General features: G+C 47.1%; 13 protein-coding genes. 3 read left to right on the forward strand and 10 right to left on the reverse strand.

Translation table 11 applies throughout. The annotated features are described in order from the left end of the window. Positions 1-79 precede the first annotated feature (79 nt). From rho to rpoE, 6 genes are all read right to left on the reverse strand, one after another. Positions 80-1,417, reverse strand: a complete 1,338-nt coding sequence (gene rho, locus C0638_RS07025) for a transcription termination factor Rho (protein ID WP_013368779.1) — start codon at positions 1,415-1,417, stop codon at positions 80-82. Positions 1,418-1,680: 263 nt separating this feature from the next. Further along, complete coding sequence (locus tag C0638_RS07030; protein WP_058712405.1) at positions 1,681-2,934, reverse strand: UDP-N-acetylglucosamine 1-carboxyvinyltransferase; 1,254 nt, start codon at positions 2,932-2,934, stop codon at positions 1,681-1,683. Between the two features lie 227 nt (positions 2,935-3,161). Continuing rightward, on the reverse strand, positions 3,162-4,016 hold the full coding sequence (gene fba, locus C0638_RS07035) for a class II fructose-1,6-bisphosphate aldolase (protein ID WP_013368776.1): 855 nt from the start codon (positions 4,014-4,016) through the stop codon (positions 3,162-3,164). Between the two features lie 248 nt (positions 4,017-4,264). Next, the gene (locus C0638_RS07040; RefSeq protein WP_014599366.1) at positions 4,265-4,633 is read right to left on the reverse strand and encodes a response regulator; all 369 of its coding nucleotides are present in this window, start codon (positions 4,631-4,633) and stop codon (positions 4,265-4,267) included. Positions 4,634-4,846: 213 nt separating this feature from the next. Beyond that, positions 4,847-6,448 carry a CTP synthase gene (locus C0638_RS07045; RefSeq protein WP_013368772.1) on the reverse strand — a complete coding sequence of 534 codons (1,602 nt, stop codon included), beginning with the start codon at positions 6,446-6,448 and terminating at the stop codon, positions 4,847-4,849. 401 nt (positions 6,449-6,849) lie between these two features. Next, positions 6,850-7,401 carry a DNA-directed RNA polymerase subunit delta gene (gene rpoE, locus C0638_RS07050; RefSeq protein ID WP_013368770.1) on the reverse strand — a complete coding sequence of 184 codons (552 nt, stop codon included), beginning with the start codon at positions 7,399-7,401 and terminating at the stop codon, positions 6,850-6,852. A gap of 405 nt (positions 7,402-7,806) precedes the next feature. Here rpoE and C0638_RS07055 point away from each other — a divergent pair, with 405 nt between their 5' ends. Further along, positions 7,807-8,967 carry a S8 family peptidase gene (locus C0638_RS07055; protein ID WP_058711740.1) on the forward strand — a complete coding sequence of 387 codons (1,161 nt, stop codon included), beginning with the start codon at positions 7,807-7,809 and terminating at the stop codon, positions 8,965-8,967. A 17-nt stretch (positions 8,968-8,984) separates the two neighbouring features. Here C0638_RS07055 and C0638_RS07060 read toward each other — a convergent pair whose 3' ends face one another. Genes C0638_RS07060 through C0638_RS07075 form a run of 4 tightly spaced genes read right to left on the reverse strand, consistent with a single transcriptional unit; the run spans position 8,985 to position 14,133 of the window. Further along, positions 8,985-10,370, reverse strand: a complete 1,386-nt coding sequence (locus C0638_RS07060) for an MBL fold metallo-hydrolase (RefSeq protein WP_058711741.1) — start codon at positions 10,368-10,370, stop codon at positions 8,985-8,987. Continuing rightward, the gene (locus C0638_RS07065) at positions 10,367-12,037 is read right to left on the reverse strand and encodes an ABC transporter permease (RefSeq protein WP_058711742.1); all 1,671 of its coding nucleotides are present in this window, start codon (positions 12,035-12,037) and stop codon (positions 10,367-10,369) included. The genes C0638_RS07060 and C0638_RS07065 overlap by 4 nt, the downstream gene beginning before the upstream one ends. A 4-nt stretch (positions 12,038-12,041) precedes the next feature. Beyond that, positions 12,042-13,115 carry an ABC transporter substrate-binding protein gene (locus C0638_RS07070; protein WP_058711743.1) on the reverse strand — a complete coding sequence of 358 codons (1,074 nt, stop codon included), beginning with the start codon at positions 13,113-13,115 and terminating at the stop codon, positions 12,042-12,044. A gap of 19 nt (positions 13,116-13,134) precedes the next feature. After that, positions 13,135-14,133, reverse strand: coding sequence for an ABC transporter ATP-binding protein (locus tag C0638_RS07075; RefSeq protein ID WP_058711744.1), 999 nt, complete (start codon positions 14,131-14,133; stop codon positions 13,135-13,137). 201 nt (positions 14,134-14,334) lie between these two features. Here C0638_RS07075 and C0638_RS07080 point away from each other — a divergent pair, with 201 nt between their 5' ends. Next, positions 14,335-15,213, forward strand: a complete 879-nt coding sequence (locus C0638_RS07080) for a LysR family transcriptional regulator (protein ID WP_058711745.1) — start codon at positions 14,335-14,337, stop codon at positions 15,211-15,213. A 141-nt stretch (positions 15,214-15,354) separates the two neighbouring features. Continuing rightward, the gene (locus C0638_RS07085; RefSeq protein WP_058711746.1) at positions 15,355-16,215 is read left to right on the forward strand and encodes a hypothetical protein; all 861 of its coding nucleotides are present in this window, start codon (positions 15,355-15,357) and stop codon (positions 16,213-16,215) included. Positions 16,216-16,278 lie beyond the last annotated feature (63 nt).

The raw sequence follows: 16,278 nt of genomic DNA on the forward strand, positions 1-16,278 counted from the left end.
GTTCCATTAAGCGCACCATTAACCAAAAGAATGGTAATGGCTGTCTACTTACAGAACAGATAAAATACATGAATTGGGTTTAATTGGTTGTGGCGGGAACCGACGCTGTGGTAGAACGCGTAGTTCTTCGTTGTTGACCACCAGAGCTACCTTGCGAACCGCTGGAAGAAGGTGCTGTCAAATCAAACGAAGCTAAAAACTCAGCGTTAGTTTTGCTGTTACGCAGCTTTTTGAGGAAGCCTTCCACAAAGTCATGGCTTTCCGTCATATTTTTACGAATAGCCCAGATCGTATCTAATTCTTCTTTTTTCAACAGTACTTCCTCACGACGTGTACCGGAACGACGAATATCAATCGCAGGAAAGATACGACGTTCTGCCAGTTTGCGGTCCAAATGCAGCTCCATGTTACCTGTGCCTTTGAACTCTTCATAAATGATATCGTCCATACGAGATCCTGTATCAATCAGCGCTGTGGCAAGAATCGTCAAGCTACCGCCTTCCTCCACATTCCGAGCTGCACCAAAAAAGCGTTTTGGACGGTGAAATGCTGCCGGATCAATACCCCCACTCAAAGTACGACCAGAAGGAGGGATAACGAGATTGTACGCACGAGCCAACCGTGTAATACTATCCAACAGGATGACAACATCCTTTTTATGTTCTACGAGACGCAGTGCACGCTCCAACACCAGTTCTGCCACTTTGATGTGATTTTCAGGAAGTTCATCAAATGTAGAGGCCACAACTTCACCTTTGACAGAACGCTGCATGTCCGTCACTTCTTCAGGGCGTTCATCAATCAACAAGACAAATAGCTCAATCTCGGGATTGTTGGTAGAAATGCTATTGGCAATTTCTTTGAGGAGAAGCGTCTTCCCAGCTTTGGGAGGTGCCACAATAAGTCCGCGCTGTCCAAGTCCGACAGGGGCCAGTACATCCATAATTCTCGTAGACAAATGGTTGGGGGAAGTTTCAAGGACTAATTTGGTTTGCGGATACAGTGGAGTCAGTGCAGGAAAATGTAGCCGCTCAGCAGCTTGCTCAGGACTTCTTCCATTGACGGCGTTAACTTGAAGCAATCCAAAATACCGTTCATTTTCTTTTGGCGTTCGGCACTTACCGGAAACAAGATCGCCTGTTCTCAAGTCAAACTTGCGGATTTGTGAAGCAGAGATGTAAATATCTTCGGTACTCGGGAGATAATTGATCGGCCTCAGAAAGCCGTAACCTTCAGGAAGTATTTCCAGAACACCCTGCATAAACATTAATCCACTCTTCTCAGCTTGTGCGCGCAGGATGGCGAAAATTAATTCTTTCTTCTTGAGCGTTCCGTAGTACGGGATCTGGTATTGCTTGGCCAGCTTGTACAGGTCGGTCAGCTTCATTTCTTCCAGATCGGAAATTTGCAGATCCATATAATAACCACCTATTCAATTATTAAGTCCATTCATACATTTAAATGATAGACAATGATATCATAAACACCATCAACATAATTTTAACCAAAACAAATAAAGTTATGCAGCCAACTGCCTGAATTATACCGAATTATTCCGGTTTTTTGATAAAAGATTGTTAGGTATGAACCAAATCTTATATCAAGCAGCGGCTGCATAGGTGTTACCCGTTTTATCGCTTTGGTTACGACGAGTTCATACAAAGGACAGACATGGTTTAATTACTCAGTCTGCCGCCATACATCTGCGCCCAGAAGGCGCAGGTTGGAGACGAGGTGATCATAACCACGGTCAATATACTCGACACCTGCCACCTCGGTTACCCCTTCGCTTACTGTAAGTCCAGCAATGACAAGGGCCGCTCCAGCGCGCAGATCTGCAGCCTTCACTTTAGCCGCATTCAGTTGACCACCCTCAATAATGGCAGACCGACCCTCTACGCGAATTTTAGCCCCCATTCGCACCAGTTCAGGGACGTGCTTAAAACGATTGCTGTACACAAAATCGCTCAACACACTGACACCCTGAGCCTGGGTTAGCAAGCTGGTCATGGGAGATTGTAAATCCGTGGGGAAGCCGGGGTATACCAAGGCTTTAACGTCGACATGCCCATAGGAAGGTGCACCCAGTACGCGAATACTTTCATCATATTCCTCGATGCCGATGCCCATTTCCTGCATTTTGGCAGTGAGAGCCTCCATATGTTTGGGGATTACATTGTCAATCAATACATTTCCACGAGTTGCCGCAGCAGCAATCATATATGTGCCTGCTTGTATACGGTCAGGTATGATGGAATGACGGCAGCCATGCAGCTCCGACACACCTTCAATACGAATCGTCTCCGTTCCAGCGCCTTTAATAATCGCCCCCATGGAGTTTAACAGAGTTGCTACATCTATAATCTCAGGCTCTTTAGCCGCATTTTCGATAGTTGTGGCGCCTTTGGCACGTGCGGCCGCCAGCATAATATTAATGGTTGCTCCTACACTGCTGACATCCAAATAAATCTTGGTGCCGCGCAGTTCTTTGGCGTGCAAATGAATAGCGCCGTGCTCGTTCGTAACCGTGGCACCCAGCGCCTCAAAACCTTTGATATGCTGATCAATGGGCCGGGGTTCAAAATTACATCCTCCTGGCAAACCGATGATCGCTTCCTTGAATCTGCCCAGCATGGCCCCCATCATATAATAAGAGGCTCGTAATTTCTTAACAGGTCCATTCGGCATAGGAATGGATTTAATGGAGGAAGAGTCTATCTTCATCTGGCTACCTTCCCAGGCAACCTTTGCGCCAAGCTCCTCCAATATCTCGGAATACACCGCCACATCACTGAGCAGCGGCAAATTATCCAAAATGACTTCCGACTCTGCCAGAATGGCTGCGGGAATCAAGGCGATGGCACTGTTTTTGGCACCGCTGATGGAAACTATACCCTGAAGCGGCCGTCCACCGGTGATCATCAATTTTTCCATAAGCTTGAGGGTCCCCCTACGTGTTTTGCAGTCGGTCAAACAATGAACTGAAACCATAAACTTTCAACTTTTTAAGTGGTTAAAATGGAAAGACACCGGCTAAGCGGTGTGCTTTCCATACCAAACTATTCAACTGTACAGATTTAAATGTTTTGTGCAGCATAAATACAGCTACAATGAAAAAAATGCATTCAGTCTATGCAGTCGCATGACTAGTTGGAACATTATTACGCTTTGTTGTTGGAACCGAACTCACGGATTTTACCGATAACGGTTTGTTTGATCGCTTCACGACCTGGTTGGATGAATGTACGTGGATCGTAAGCATCTGGTTTTGCAGCAAGCACTTCACGAACCACTTTCGCAAATGCGATTTGGTTTTCAGTGTTTACGTTGATTTTGGAAGTACCCAGGGAAATGGATTTTTGGATGTCATGTGTAGGGATACCTGTTCCGCCATGAAGAACGAGTGGCAGTTTCACAGCATTACGAATTTCTTCCATTTCTTTAAAGCCCAGGTTTGGCTCACCTTTGTATGGTCCATGAACAGAACCCAGTGCAGGAGCCAGTGTGTCGATGCCTGTTTCTTTAACGATACGTACACAATCGTCCAGCTTAGCGTACATTACGTCACCTACAACATCATCTTCTTGACCGCCAACCATTCCAACTTCAGCTTCAACGGAAACGCCTTTGGAATGTGCATATTCAACAACTTTCTTCGTTGTTTCAATATTTTTCTCGATTGGGCTGTGGGAATCGTCAATCATAACGGATGTGAAACCAGCGTCGATCGCTTCTTTACATTTGTCAAAGCTAGAACCGTGGTCCAAGTGAATTGCAACTGGAACCGTAATTTTCATGTCATGAATAAGACCTTCTACCATTTTAACAACAGTGTAGAATCCGCCCATGTGACGTGCTGCGCCTTCAGAAACACCCAAGATTACTGGGGATTTTTCTTCTTCAGCAGCGCCCAAGATAGCTTGAGTCCACTCTAGGTTATTAATATTGAATTGACCTACTGCATACTTTCCTTCGAGTGCTTTGTTCAACATGTCTTTCATAGATACCAATGGCATGGTTACAGTCCTCCTAAAGGTGTTTGGGTTTGTCTATATTTTTAGCCGACATCACATACGGGCTTATTATACCACAACCCATGTTAAATACTAAACAAGCTTTTGCATATCAACACATACAAAAATCACGCCCAGGACGCCGTTTTTCCATAGAATTGTATAAGGAGAGGATTTACTTTCAGTATTTCCCATAATCACAAACAAAAAACCCTGTTTTGTTAACAGAGTTCTCAACCAAAATGACTTACCTAGTCACCTCTGAGTTGTTTGTTCACGGCGATCCGCATTTCATCAATATCAAAGGGCTTGGTAAAATGCATAAGTGCACCTAGCTCCGTCGCCTCTTTAATCATGTCCAGTTCTCCATACGCTGTCATCATAATAACCTTGATATCGGGATTCATGCTTTTTAGGTGCTTCAGAATTTCGAGTCCGTCCATACCTGGAATTTTCATATCGAGCAGAACCAGATCAGGTGGTTCCTTCTCAACAATCTCAAGAGCAATTTTCCCGTTCGCTGCCTGAAAGGTCTCATAACCCTCACTTCCGAACACTTCCATCAGTAAAATCCGTATTCCATTTTGGTCATCGACGATTAATACTTTTTTCTTTTCCAATGTTTTAACCTCCTAAGATCTTAAAACGAGGATCATGCAGCTATTGCCATAACAGCGTCCGATGACGTACAATATCCGTCCCATACCTAAAACTATATTCGCTCCTGCAAAAAGAAAATCCTTCTCATATACATAATTGTGGAATATTCTTTCATAATCAGGAAGCATGGGATAAAAAAAGACCTCCCAAAGGAGGTCTTTCAAGCTGAAGCATTAACCTTGAAGTTGCAATGCCGCCTTTACAAATTCACGGAACAAAGGCTGTGGACGATTCGGACGGGAAGTAAATTCTGGATGGAATTGTACCGCCAGGAACCATGGATGCTCAGGAAGCTCCACAATTTCCACCAAACGTCCATCCGGTGAAGTACCAGAAATACGAAGGCCTGCTTTTTCAATAACTTCACGATATTCGTTATTGAATTCGTACCGATGACGATGTCTCTCGTATACCAGCTCGTCGTTGTAGCAAGCCGATGCCAGGGAACCTTCCACCAGTTTACATGGATACAAGCCAAGACGCATGGTACCGCCCAAATCTTCGATGTCTTTTTGGTCAGGAAGCAAGTCAATGACAGGATAATCGGTAGCCGGGTTAATTTCCGAGCTGTTGGCTCCTTCGAGACCGGCCAGGGAACGAGCAACCTCTATAACAGATACCTGCATACCCAGGCAAATACCGAAAAACGGAATTTTTTGCTCCCGTGCATAACGAATGGTGCTGATTTTACCTTCAATTCCGCGATCGCCGAAGCCACCCGGTACGAGAATACCGCCAATGCCGCCCAGCATGTCAGCTACGTTCTCGTCCGTTACTTCTTCAGCGTTCACCCAACGGATTTTCACGTCCGCATTTGCATCAAATCCAGCGTGGGAAAGTGACTCAACAACACTTAAGTACGCATCATGTAACGCAACATATTTACCAACAATAGCAATTTCAACCGTTTTGTCCAACTTGCTGATTCGATCAACTAACCCTTCCCATTCGGTCATATCTGGTGCAGGTGTTGTCAGCTTCAGGTGGTTAACTACGATTTCGTCCAAACCTTCTTCACGCAGGTTCAACGGAACCTCGTAGAGAGTCGAAGCATCGCGGCATTCTACCACTGCATTCGCATCAATATCGCAGAACAATGCAATTTTAGCCTTCATGTCGGAGGACAATTCATGCTCTGTACGGCAAACAATAACATTCGGTTGAATGCCGATACTGCGCAGTTCTTTTACACTGTGCTGAGTTGGTTTGGTTTTAACCTCACCAGCAGCTTTAATATAAGGAATGAGCGTTACGTGAATGTACATCACATTCTCGCGCCCAACTTCACTTTTGAGCTGACGAATGGCTTCCAAAAATGGCAAGCTTTCAATATCGCCTACAGTACCGCCGATTTCCGTAATAATGACATCCGAACCCGCTTCACGGCCTGCACGGTACACGCGCTCCTTGATTTCGTTCGTAATATGAGGGATAACCTGTACTGTACCACCCAAATATTCTCCGCGACGCTCTTTGCTGATCACGCTGGAATATACCTTGCCTGTTGTGACATTGCTGTTCTTGGACAGATTAATATCAATAAAGCGCTCATAGTGTCCCAAGTCAAGATCCGTTTCCGCACCATCATCCGTTACAAACACTTCACCGTGCTGGTAAGGGCTCATAGTACCCGGATCGACATTCAGGTAAGGATCAAATTTTTGAATCGTTACCTTCAGTCCCCTGTTCTTCAAAAGCCTCCCCAGTGAAGCTGCCGTAATCCCTTTGCCCAAGGAAGACACAACCCCGCCTGTCACAAAAATATACTTCGTCACTGTTCAAAACCCTCCTAGATAAGATGCAAAAATTCAGGCGACATTATGATGTTATCGTAACCCGTTTGCACGGATTATCATCCATGAAGAAGGCAGCGGTTATATTTTCCAATCCGCCGCCCTTAGCCCTCTTTCATGAGTGAAAACACCCCTATAAAAAACAAAAAAGCACTCCCGTAGTACGGGGCACTTTTATACAAAAAGCAAACATATAAGTGAATCAATCATAAGCCCAAGCAATAGTTTACCCCGTGTCCAATCCGCTGTCAAGGAAGTTATCTGTGTTAATTTGTCCATTGAACCAGATTGGAATAAATCTATCTGAAAGCTATAAATCAGCAGGGGTTTCAAGAAAACGGTCATGAAAAAGGGGAGAGCGTATCTCCCCTTTCAACCTGTTCCTAACGAAGTGAATCGTCGTCGTCTTCGATCGACTCATCATCATTTTCATCATCTGTATCTTCCTCATCACTGAGGTCTTCATCGTCAATAACTACGTCATCGTCACTATCATCGTCATCTTCTCCGTCGAACAGCTCGTCTTCGCCATCCTCGTCTTCGCTATCTGCATCGAAGTCGTCATCGGAGTTGTATGTTTCTTCTTCCTCATGATAGTCATCTTCATCGTCATCGTCTTCATCGTTAATAATACGAGGACGCTTGGCGCCTGTCAGGGCATCTTCGGATTTATCTACCGGATACCAACGTTTCAAGCCCCACAAATTCGTACCGACACAGGCAAAACGCCCGTCAATGTTGATTTCAGTATATAGCTGAGCAATAACGTCATTAATTTCCTCGTCGGACAAGCCGCGCAATTTGGCGACTTCATTCATCAGGTCACGGTAATAATATGGAGTATTGGCTGCTTTCAATACCATAAATGCCAAATCCACCATTGGAGTCTCGTGGACTTTCTCCGGGTCAATCTTCAAGTTGAGTGGTGTACTCACCTAGGGACACTTCCTCTCACACGTAATTCACAAGAACATGTTTCAGAGCATACACGATACATGCAATACTAACATATCCATTATCAAAACTAAGTAAAACCTATTTGGAAGCAAATTGCAAGTTAAACATGGGTATCATCATAATTTCCAAGAATATCCCTCTGCACAAGACGGCACACGTAAAAAGACGGGGTTCCCCCCGCCTCCGACTGTACCCGCTCCGGGAGAGGCCTCCCAAAGTTGTTGCACAAGAGCTTATGCCCTCCATGTATCGTATGTGTCCACAGCTACTTTGACACGACAAGCAGGCCTATTTCCATAAAAAAGGGGCAAGTTTCCCATGCCGTAGCTGACGCTTGCTCATACAATACCTCAGCATGGCTCATCGGAGGGGGACCGTCTCAAATGGACTATCCGGATTTTTTGCAGCGTTTGCATGAGGGTATTTCGGAGCCGTCCGGCAGTGGACGGAACAAACAGATTATCACGTTCGATAAGCCTCACCAATACCGGGAATGTCTGTCCTATCTCAGGAAGCTGAAACCTGAGCTTGTGGGATTACGGCAAGTACAACCGGCTAGGCTAATCCGTGCTCTCATCGCTCCGCTTTCAGGGGGAGACAGGCTGGGCAAATATCACAACGGTGTTACCGTTGAAGAAGATACCCGCATAAAGGTTCACGCAGAAACGGCTTATATGCCGAAAGCAGAGAAAAACCTTTCCATGCCATGGGGAGTTAAACAGGTACGTGCATACAAGGCTTGGCCTTCCTCGACAGGGAATCGGGTCAGAATCGGTGTGATCGACACAGGAGCGGATTTTCATCATCCTGATCTTCGCCATTCCCTCGCCAGAGGTATCAATTTGTTGAACCGGACCATGCTACCCTATGACGACAATGGCCACGGTACTCATATTGCTGGAACCATCGCGGCATCTAATTATGATGAAGGTATGGTTGGCGTAGCACCACGGGCTTTAATTCATCCTGTAAAAGCATTTGATCATAATGGAGCCGCCTATGTCTCTGACATCATTCTCGGTATCGACTGGTGCGTATTAAATCGTGTCGATATTATTAATATGAGCTTTGGCATGAAGTCGCGCAGCAAGGCACTACTTGATATGGTGAATAAAGCATATCATAACGGCATTGTAATCGTAGCTTCCTCGGGAAATGAGGGCAAGCGTCGAAGTATTGACTATCCAGCCCGCTATTCCCAGACGATTTCAGTCGGAGCTACCGACAAATACAGACGTATCGCTCCTTTCAGCAATCGGGGGCAATTCGTAGACGTGTATGCACCTGGTGAGAAGATCAGATCCTCCTGGATTCATGGAAAGCATCATGAAATGAGCGGCACCTCTATGGCTACTTCCCATGTGACCGGGAGCATCGCACTTCTCCTTTCACTGAAACCGGAGCTGGAGCCTGGAGAAATTAAAGCACTGCTTAAACGCACCGCCACACCGCTACGCCTTCGTAAAAGCGCCGGACGCAGTTCCATCTCCACCAAGCTTGGAGAAGTGGATGCCTTCCGATTGATGCAGGAGGGCACAAAGTGAACCACGATCTGATGATACTAAACCTCTATCGTTGAACCTGGCTCCACAGAATGAACTTCTCTGGCAGGACCTCCATGTGCATTATTTTCTTCTCTTATCAACACATCTCGTACAAGGTCGGTCTGCGGTTTTGGTGCATGAACGAGTACAGCCTGTTTGCTAGGCAGATCCTTCAACATTTGCCTCACATCCGATAATCCCTGATGCACCTTGTAAGTCAAATGCCGAGCTATACAGATGTCATTGGAGTCCGCACGTTCTAACAGATGCTTTCCAAAAGAACCATTGGAAGCATGACCGGTCAATATCACACTGTTCCTAATGTTTTCTCCGCTGTCCATATCATTCAGCATATGGCAGTTATCCGACAGATATTGATAATACCAACGTGCCTGCGGGGAATCCATCATGCCGTCCCTTGTTACAATAATAGTGGCCGTGTTCCGTTCTAGCAGACTTATTCGTTCCGCAGCATCACGAGGCACGGACACCCTGTCACTGTTTAACACATGTTTTATTCGCGTGGAAGCTCCCGGCCGTAGCCACTCTCTCCAGCGATTTAACTGTTTCAATCCGTGCCACAGGTCAGGCTCTACAATTATTGCTTGTTCAGGGAATTGCTCACTGGCCCATACGATCAACTCCTGTCCTCTGCCAAAGGCAGGCACTGGCAACAACACATGACCGCCAGACCATAATATCTGCTCCATCTCGACCCTCAGCCGCTCCAGCTTAACAGGCTGCGGGTCTATATCCATGCCATAGGCATTGTCCATGATAGATATGTCCACTAGATAGGACTGTGGCTTGCATTCAGGAAGGTCATCTATCCCCTCCCCCATACACAAGTCCGGTGCATCGGCAGCAAGCAGCTCAGACTCACGGCTATAGTCTCCAGAAAAGAACAACCGCTTCCCTTCCATTTCTATGATATACCACACTGCACCAGCCAAATGTCCACTGCGTCCCCACATCATTCTCACACCCGGACAAGCTTCACACCACACTCCTGAAGGCGCTTCATCTTCTAGATAGCGATAGGTAATGGATTGGATATCCTGTTCACTGTAAGGCAATTCACCACCTCTCGATTCAACATAAGTCTGCCAGGAGCGAAAATAGGAGCCCAGCTGCTCAGCGGTGGCCTTGGTCGTCCAGACCTCTCCCCGGTATCCGTACTTGTACAGTAAGGGGAGCGCCATGGAATGATCCTCATGTGCATGAGACAGCAAAACAGTAGTTAGCTCCTTCACCTTCTGTGGCGGAAAAATCGGATATTGCCCGATTCCTTCCTTTTTTACGCCACAATCCAGCATGATACGATGCTGCTTTCCTTCAAAAACATAACAGGAGCGGCCATGTTCGCCCGCTCCGCCCCAAATCCTAAGCTTGGTCATCATCATTTCCACTTTCTTCGCGAGTTTAAGCTTTCCATTAAGATTAGTAGCAGTGTGGTCAACCCAACCGATATAACAGCCATCGCCATGCCAAGCGACACCTGTCCCTGCTCAAACTGGGCAAATATATAGGTTGCAGACGTCTGGACGGACGGCGGTAAAATCAGCAATGATCCTACCAGCTCCCGTGAAGCAATGGTAAAGGTCATCATCCAACCAGCGAGCATCCCCGGTACAATTAGCGGCAATACAATCCGGCGGAATATGTAAGACGGTCGCCCGCCAAATACTTGTCCCGCCTGAAAAAGAGTATGATCCACCTGTGTAAAAGCGCTTTTGACATACTGAACTGTATAAGGGACAAACAAAATAACATACGTCAGAATGACCATGCCGTATGTGTTATACAACGGAATCGGCATCCACGGCGAGTTCCACCACAAAATCAGACCCACCACCATAACAATTCCCGGCACTGTATTCGGAAGCAAGCTGAATGCATCAACTGTCCGTTGAATTTTCGTGCGTGAGCCACCGATAACCAGCGCAAACCAGGTCCCCAGCACCACAGCAATCGTCGATGCACCCAAAGAGAGAAATACACTGTTCAGTAGCGCTTCCATGCTTTCTGAGCCCCACGACAGCAGTTCCTTGTAATAGTCGAGTGTAAGATTGTTCCATGCCAGTCCGATTCCCCGCAGCTTCATGGAGGAGGCCGCGATAATTGAAAAATAAGGGATACCAATAGCTGCGATGAGCAGCAATAGGATGAATGCGACACTCAGTACTGTAGTCCAGCTGGATACACGAAGACGAGAAGGTCGCGAACCTTTACCCCCTACCAGCCTGTATGTGAACTTTCGATTGATCACCGATTGCACATACCACATAAGCAGGCAGGCCGTTAACAACACCGAAGCCATTGATGTTGCTTTGCCAAAATCAATGGGCCAGCTGGAAATATATTTGTGAATTTCAGAAGTCATGACCTCATACCCGATACGGCGCCCAAAGGTAGCGGGTGTGCCAAACTCAGCAATCGTTTTAACGAAAATGAGCAGTGCACCCATTCCGTATGCCGATAACAGCAAAGGTAAAATGATTCGACGGAACCTGTACAGAAATCCCCCGCCCATGACCGCACCTGCCTCTTCCAGGCTGCCGCCAATCCTTACCAGCGCCCCGCGCAGCAGCAGGTACAGGAATGGAAACAGATGCAGGCTCATGATCATCACCATGCCACCAAGGCTGAAGAAGGAAGCCGTTAAGAAATGCAGGTCCGGGAACAACTGTTCCAGATACCCGTTTTTTTGCATAAACAGAATCCATCCCATGGACCCGATATAGGGCGGAGTCATAAACGGAATCAGCAGCACGACATCCAACCAGCGCCAGTGTGCAAGTCGGGTGTTGGACATGATCCAGGCTAGCGGAAGTGCAAGGGCAGTCGTTCCTGCAATTACGCAGATGCCTAGCCAAATTGAGCTGAATAGCACTCCTGCAAATTGAGAAGCAGCTAACGTTCGAAAAGGCGCTGCCCATTGAAATTTTCCTTCAACATACACACTTTGGATGAAGATTTGCAGCAATGGCAGCAAAATTAGGAAAAGAAGCGCGATCAGAGCAAGTGTCAGGGACCATCCCCTGATGTGTTTAACAGACAAACCTCCCATCGGCTTATTTGAACATTTGCGTGAACTTTTCCGTCACGTCTGATCCGTGCTCACCCATCCATTCCCAATTGGTTTTCAACAACGGGATCTCGTCCAGGTTGGCACGCTTGTCAGCTTTGATATCCGTGCGTCCAGGGAGTAGGGAAGCATCTGCTACTAGTTTTTGTGCCTCGTCCGACAACAGATAGTCAATGAACGCTTTGGCATTTTGTTCATGCTGTGTGGACTTGAGGATTGCGGCAGGACGCGGACTAATAACCGTTCCCTCTGTCGGATAAACGATGTCAATCGGCTCACCTTTGGCTTTAGCCTTGTAGGTCATGTAATCGACCGCAGCGACGACTACACCTTTAGCCCCCGTAATCACTGGATCTAGCGCTTCCTGATTGGCACCGGCCATGGCCACACCGTTTGCCTTGTACTGCTCAAACAACGTCCAGCCTCCATCGCCCTTGGCGCTCAGATAGCCTGTCATAAAATCCAACGCTGAGCCGGACAGCGATGGGTCGGGGATGTTAACCTGATCCTTGTACTCAGGCTTCGCTAAATCGGCCCATGAAGTAGGTCGTGTCTTCACTAACTTTGTGTTATATGCAATACCTAGAGCAGAAGCACTGGTGCTAAAATAGTTGCCCTCCTTATCGGACCAGTCTGGGTTTAGCTTGTCCGCATTTTTGGCATCTGGATAGGGGAGCGTGAGTCCTTCCTTTTTCAAGCCTTGCACAGACGGAAGTGATGCTAGCACAACCACGTCCGCTACCGGATTCGTTTTCTCCGCTTCCATGCGGGCTAAAATCTTACCTGTCGTTCCCTGGAATAACTCTACCTTAACTCCACTCTGCGCCTCATACCCCGCTACCAGCTTTTTCGCCAGTCCATCCGGGCCTGCGCTGTAAACAACCAGCTTCTGATCGGTGGACGCCGCTGCTCCCGCTGGTTTTGCTGTTCCATCTGCTTGTGCCCCATCCTTGGATGTCGTAGCGGTTCCGCAGCCTGCCACAGCCAGTCCAAAAGTCAATGTTAAAGCAAGCATAGCCCCTTTTTTCCATCCTGTACGAAAAACACGCCTATTCATCATCTTATATAACCCCTTTTCCCTATGTTTCAAGTTGGTGGATGTATTGCGGTGATACCCAAATATGCATTTGTTCGCCTATGGGCAAGCGGGTGGAGTGATACGCAGTCCATTGCTCACCGTTTTCGGCTAATAGACGGATTTCATAGCGATCGCCCACATAGCTGACATGCAGGATCTCTACTGTAAAAGTGTGCTGATCCGCTTGCTCCTGTTCCCAACGGACATGTTCAGGCCGAAAAAGTGTCCGTTCCAACTCGATCCAGTTGGATTTACCGATAAACCTTGCCACCTCTGAATGAGCTGGGCGACTATAGATCACCTCTGGTGTTCCGGTCTGCAAAATATGTCCACTTTTCATAACCACCACTTCATCAGACATGGACATGGCCTCGATCTGATCATGGGTGACGTATAGGGCGGTTAGCCCCAAATCGCGCACAAGCGATATCATCTCAATGCGCATCTCCTCCCGTAGTACGGCATCCAGTGCACTAAGCGGCTCGTCGAACAAAACCAGTCGAGGCCGGATAGCAACTGCTCTTGCAAAAGCAACCCGCTGCTGCTGACCACCGGATAGTTGATGAGGGTAACGATCCTCCAGCCCTGACAACCTTACCTTATCGAGCGCCTCCAGCACCACTGCCCGCAGTTCCTTGCCTTGAGCGCTAACAGCCCTTTTCCCCCGTTTGCTCGCTCGCAAGCCGAAGGCCACATTTTCAAACACCGTCATATGCGGCCACAGCGCGAAATCTTGAAAGACCATACCAAAGTGGCGGAGATGTGTGGGAACATCCTTTTTGCGTTCAGCTGAAAAGAGAATTTCCTCTCCCATCGTGATTGTGCCGATATCCGGTGTCTCCAGACCAGCAATCAAGCGCAAGAGCGTCGTCTTCCCACAGCCGGACGGTCCGAGCAATGTGGTGAATTTACCCTGTCGTACGACCAGATTCGTCTCATGCAACGCGGTGGTTTGTCCGAAGGTTTTACTTACTCCGCGAATATATAGATCCTGATTCATCGCATTACCTGCCTGTTCTTATGACTGACCCCAGTGTAAAACTTGAATTCGCAACCTGTGTTATTGGAAAGTTAAAACAAAATTAATTATTTCAATGAATTGTGTTAACACTCATAGATTTAATCTATATAGAGGCGATTGATGCTGCTGCCCAAAGAATAAGCATGATTGTTCGATCAAACTGAAAGCGAGGCATTCTAAGTGAACTTAAGTCTTCTAAAGTTACATATTGTAGAGCTGCTGAACAAGCACCATAAAATTACCACCGTAGCCGAGCTTCTCGGCCTAAAGCAACCTACTGTTACTTTTCATATGAAAAATCTGGAGCGTGAATTCGGAGTAAAGCTGTTTGACACACGTATGGGCAAAATCATCCTGACGGATGCCGGAAATGCCCTACTGCACTATGCCACCAAGATTAATGCACTTGCGGCTGAGGCCGAGCGGGTTGTCCGTGAGTTCGATACACTCCAACGAGGCAGCATACGTATTGGCGCAAGCTATGTACCTGCTACCTATCTGCTTCCTGCCGTGCTGCATCGGTTTGCCCGCGAGCATCCGGGCATTCACATCGCCTTATCCGTGAAAACAGCGCCCGTGATCAAGGACATGCTTGCTCGCCACGAAATTGACCTTGGCATTATTTCGGCAGAGCCGTTTCAATCCCCCACGCTGCTCTCAGAATCCTTGGGGGAAGATGAACTGGTGCTCATCTGCTCACCCACTCATCCGCTCGCTAGCGAAACCGATTTGACATCCGAGCGTATCGCTTCTTCCTCTTTTGTATTGCATGGAAAGGATTCCAGCACACGCCACGCGACTGACAAATGGCTAGAGCGCGGGAGGCGCCGGCTTCCATCCTATCTGGAATTGGATTCACTGGAGGCCATCAAGCAGGCGGTTATGCTGGGAGAACACATCTCCTTTGTCTCTCGTATTGCTGTTCAATCAGAGGTTGAACGGGGTTTACTGGTTGTAAGGCCTATTCCGGGACAGCCTGTTGAAAGGCACATTTATATGGTCAGCAACAGAGATCGTCATCGCTCTGCGCTGATCCACAGATTCACTGAATATTTATGATGGAACTAAGATTAAATCTTAGCTGTCATATAAAAATTATGGCATTTTTTAACCGGAGTACCCTCTTGTCTTGACATACGACTGACAAAATACCCGTAAAGTGAAGCGTGTAACCTATTCGGACGAACAGGAGAGGATAAAATGAAAACAAGCCTGCGTATCACTAAATTCATGTCAGTAGTAACTCTGAGTGCAGTACTGCTCGCAACAGGATGGAAAGGTGCAGAGCCCGTACAAGCGGCTGCCAATGCCACGCCAAGCTATGAGGTTAAGCTGCTGCTGGATACAGCTCAGGTCCTCAATGCGGATGGCTCTTTAAAAAGCGGCATCGTAAATGAGTTCGGAATTAGCGAAGATGCGCAACGATTAAGCGTCGAGTTTTTTGATACAGACTCCTTGCAATTGAATGACGAGGGCTGGAACGTTAGATTTCGCAAAAAAGAGGATAAAAAAAACTATGAGTTAACCTACAAAAAGCGCTATGCGATCACAAACGGGAATATTGATGCAGCACTCATTCAAGCGAATAAAGAAGGTTTCAGTGCCTCTGATGATAATTATGAGGCTGAGGTGGATTGGGGATACAGCAAGCAGACATTAAGCTTTTCCAATGACAAGAAAACAAACGCCTCCAAAGGATTAGCTCTGCCTTCCCCGGATCAGGCGTTAAAACAATTGCAGGACAATCTTCCGGGCAAGCTGCAAAACTGGAAAAGCAGCAACTGGGGCAAACATACCTTGGCAAACTCCAGAGTACGCGGTCCTGTACAGGTCAGCAAATATGAGGGCAGCTTTCAGGGCCTGGATACTGATGTTGAAATATGGCCTATTCGTAGCGCAAACGGATCGGGTACCGACAATATCATCGAAATCTCCTTCAAAACTTCGGATTACAATACTGCCACAAGCAACCGCGCTAAGCTGATTAACCTGCTACAATCCAAAGGATGGCTGATTCCCGCCGATTCTCTGAAAACGAATCTGGTACTGGAACGCTATTAAGCCACTCGAACCTAAAAAGTACTCAAACCTAAAAAGTACTCAAACCTAAAAAAAGGAACCGAA

The organism is Paenibacillus sp. lzh-N1 (assembly GCF_002872435.1).
GTDB lineage: Bacteria > Bacillota > Bacilli > Paenibacillales > Paenibacillaceae > Paenibacillus > Paenibacillus polymyxa_C.

Excerpts from the sequence above, each read along its gene's own strand:
- C0638_RS07085 (WP_058711746.1), top strand. The coding sequence starts at position 15,355 with ATGAAAACAAGCCTGCGTATCACTAAATTCATGTCAGTAGTAACTCTG.
- fba (WP_013368776.1), bottom strand. The coding sequence starts at position 4,016 with ATGCCATTGGTATCTATGAAAGACATGTTGAACAAAGCACTCGAAGGA.
- C0638_RS07065 (WP_058711742.1), bottom strand. The coding sequence starts at position 12,037 with ATGGGAGGTTTGTCTGTTAAACACATCAGGGGATGGTCCCTGACACTT.
- C0638_RS07075 (WP_058711744.1), bottom strand. The coding sequence starts at position 14,133 with ATGAATCAGGATCTATATATTCGCGGAGTAAGTAAAACCTTCGGACAA.
- rho (WP_013368779.1), bottom strand. The coding sequence starts at position 1,417 with ATGGATCTGCAAATTTCCGATCTGGAAGAAATGAAGCTGACCGACCTG.
- C0638_RS07055 (WP_058711740.1), top strand. The coding sequence starts at position 7,807 with ATGGACTATCCGGATTTTTTGCAGCGTTTGCATGAGGGTATTTCGGAG.
- C0638_RS07070 (WP_058711743.1), bottom strand. The coding sequence starts at position 13,115 with ATGATGAATAGGCGTGTTTTTCGTACAGGATGGAAAAAAGGGGCTATG.
- C0638_RS07030 (WP_058712405.1), bottom strand. The coding sequence starts at position 2,934 with ATGGAAAAATTGATGATCACCGGTGGACGGCCGCTTCAGGGTATAGTT.
- C0638_RS07060 (WP_058711741.1), bottom strand. The coding sequence starts at position 10,370 with ATGATGATGACCAAGCTTAGGATTTGGGGCGGAGCGGGCGAACATGGC.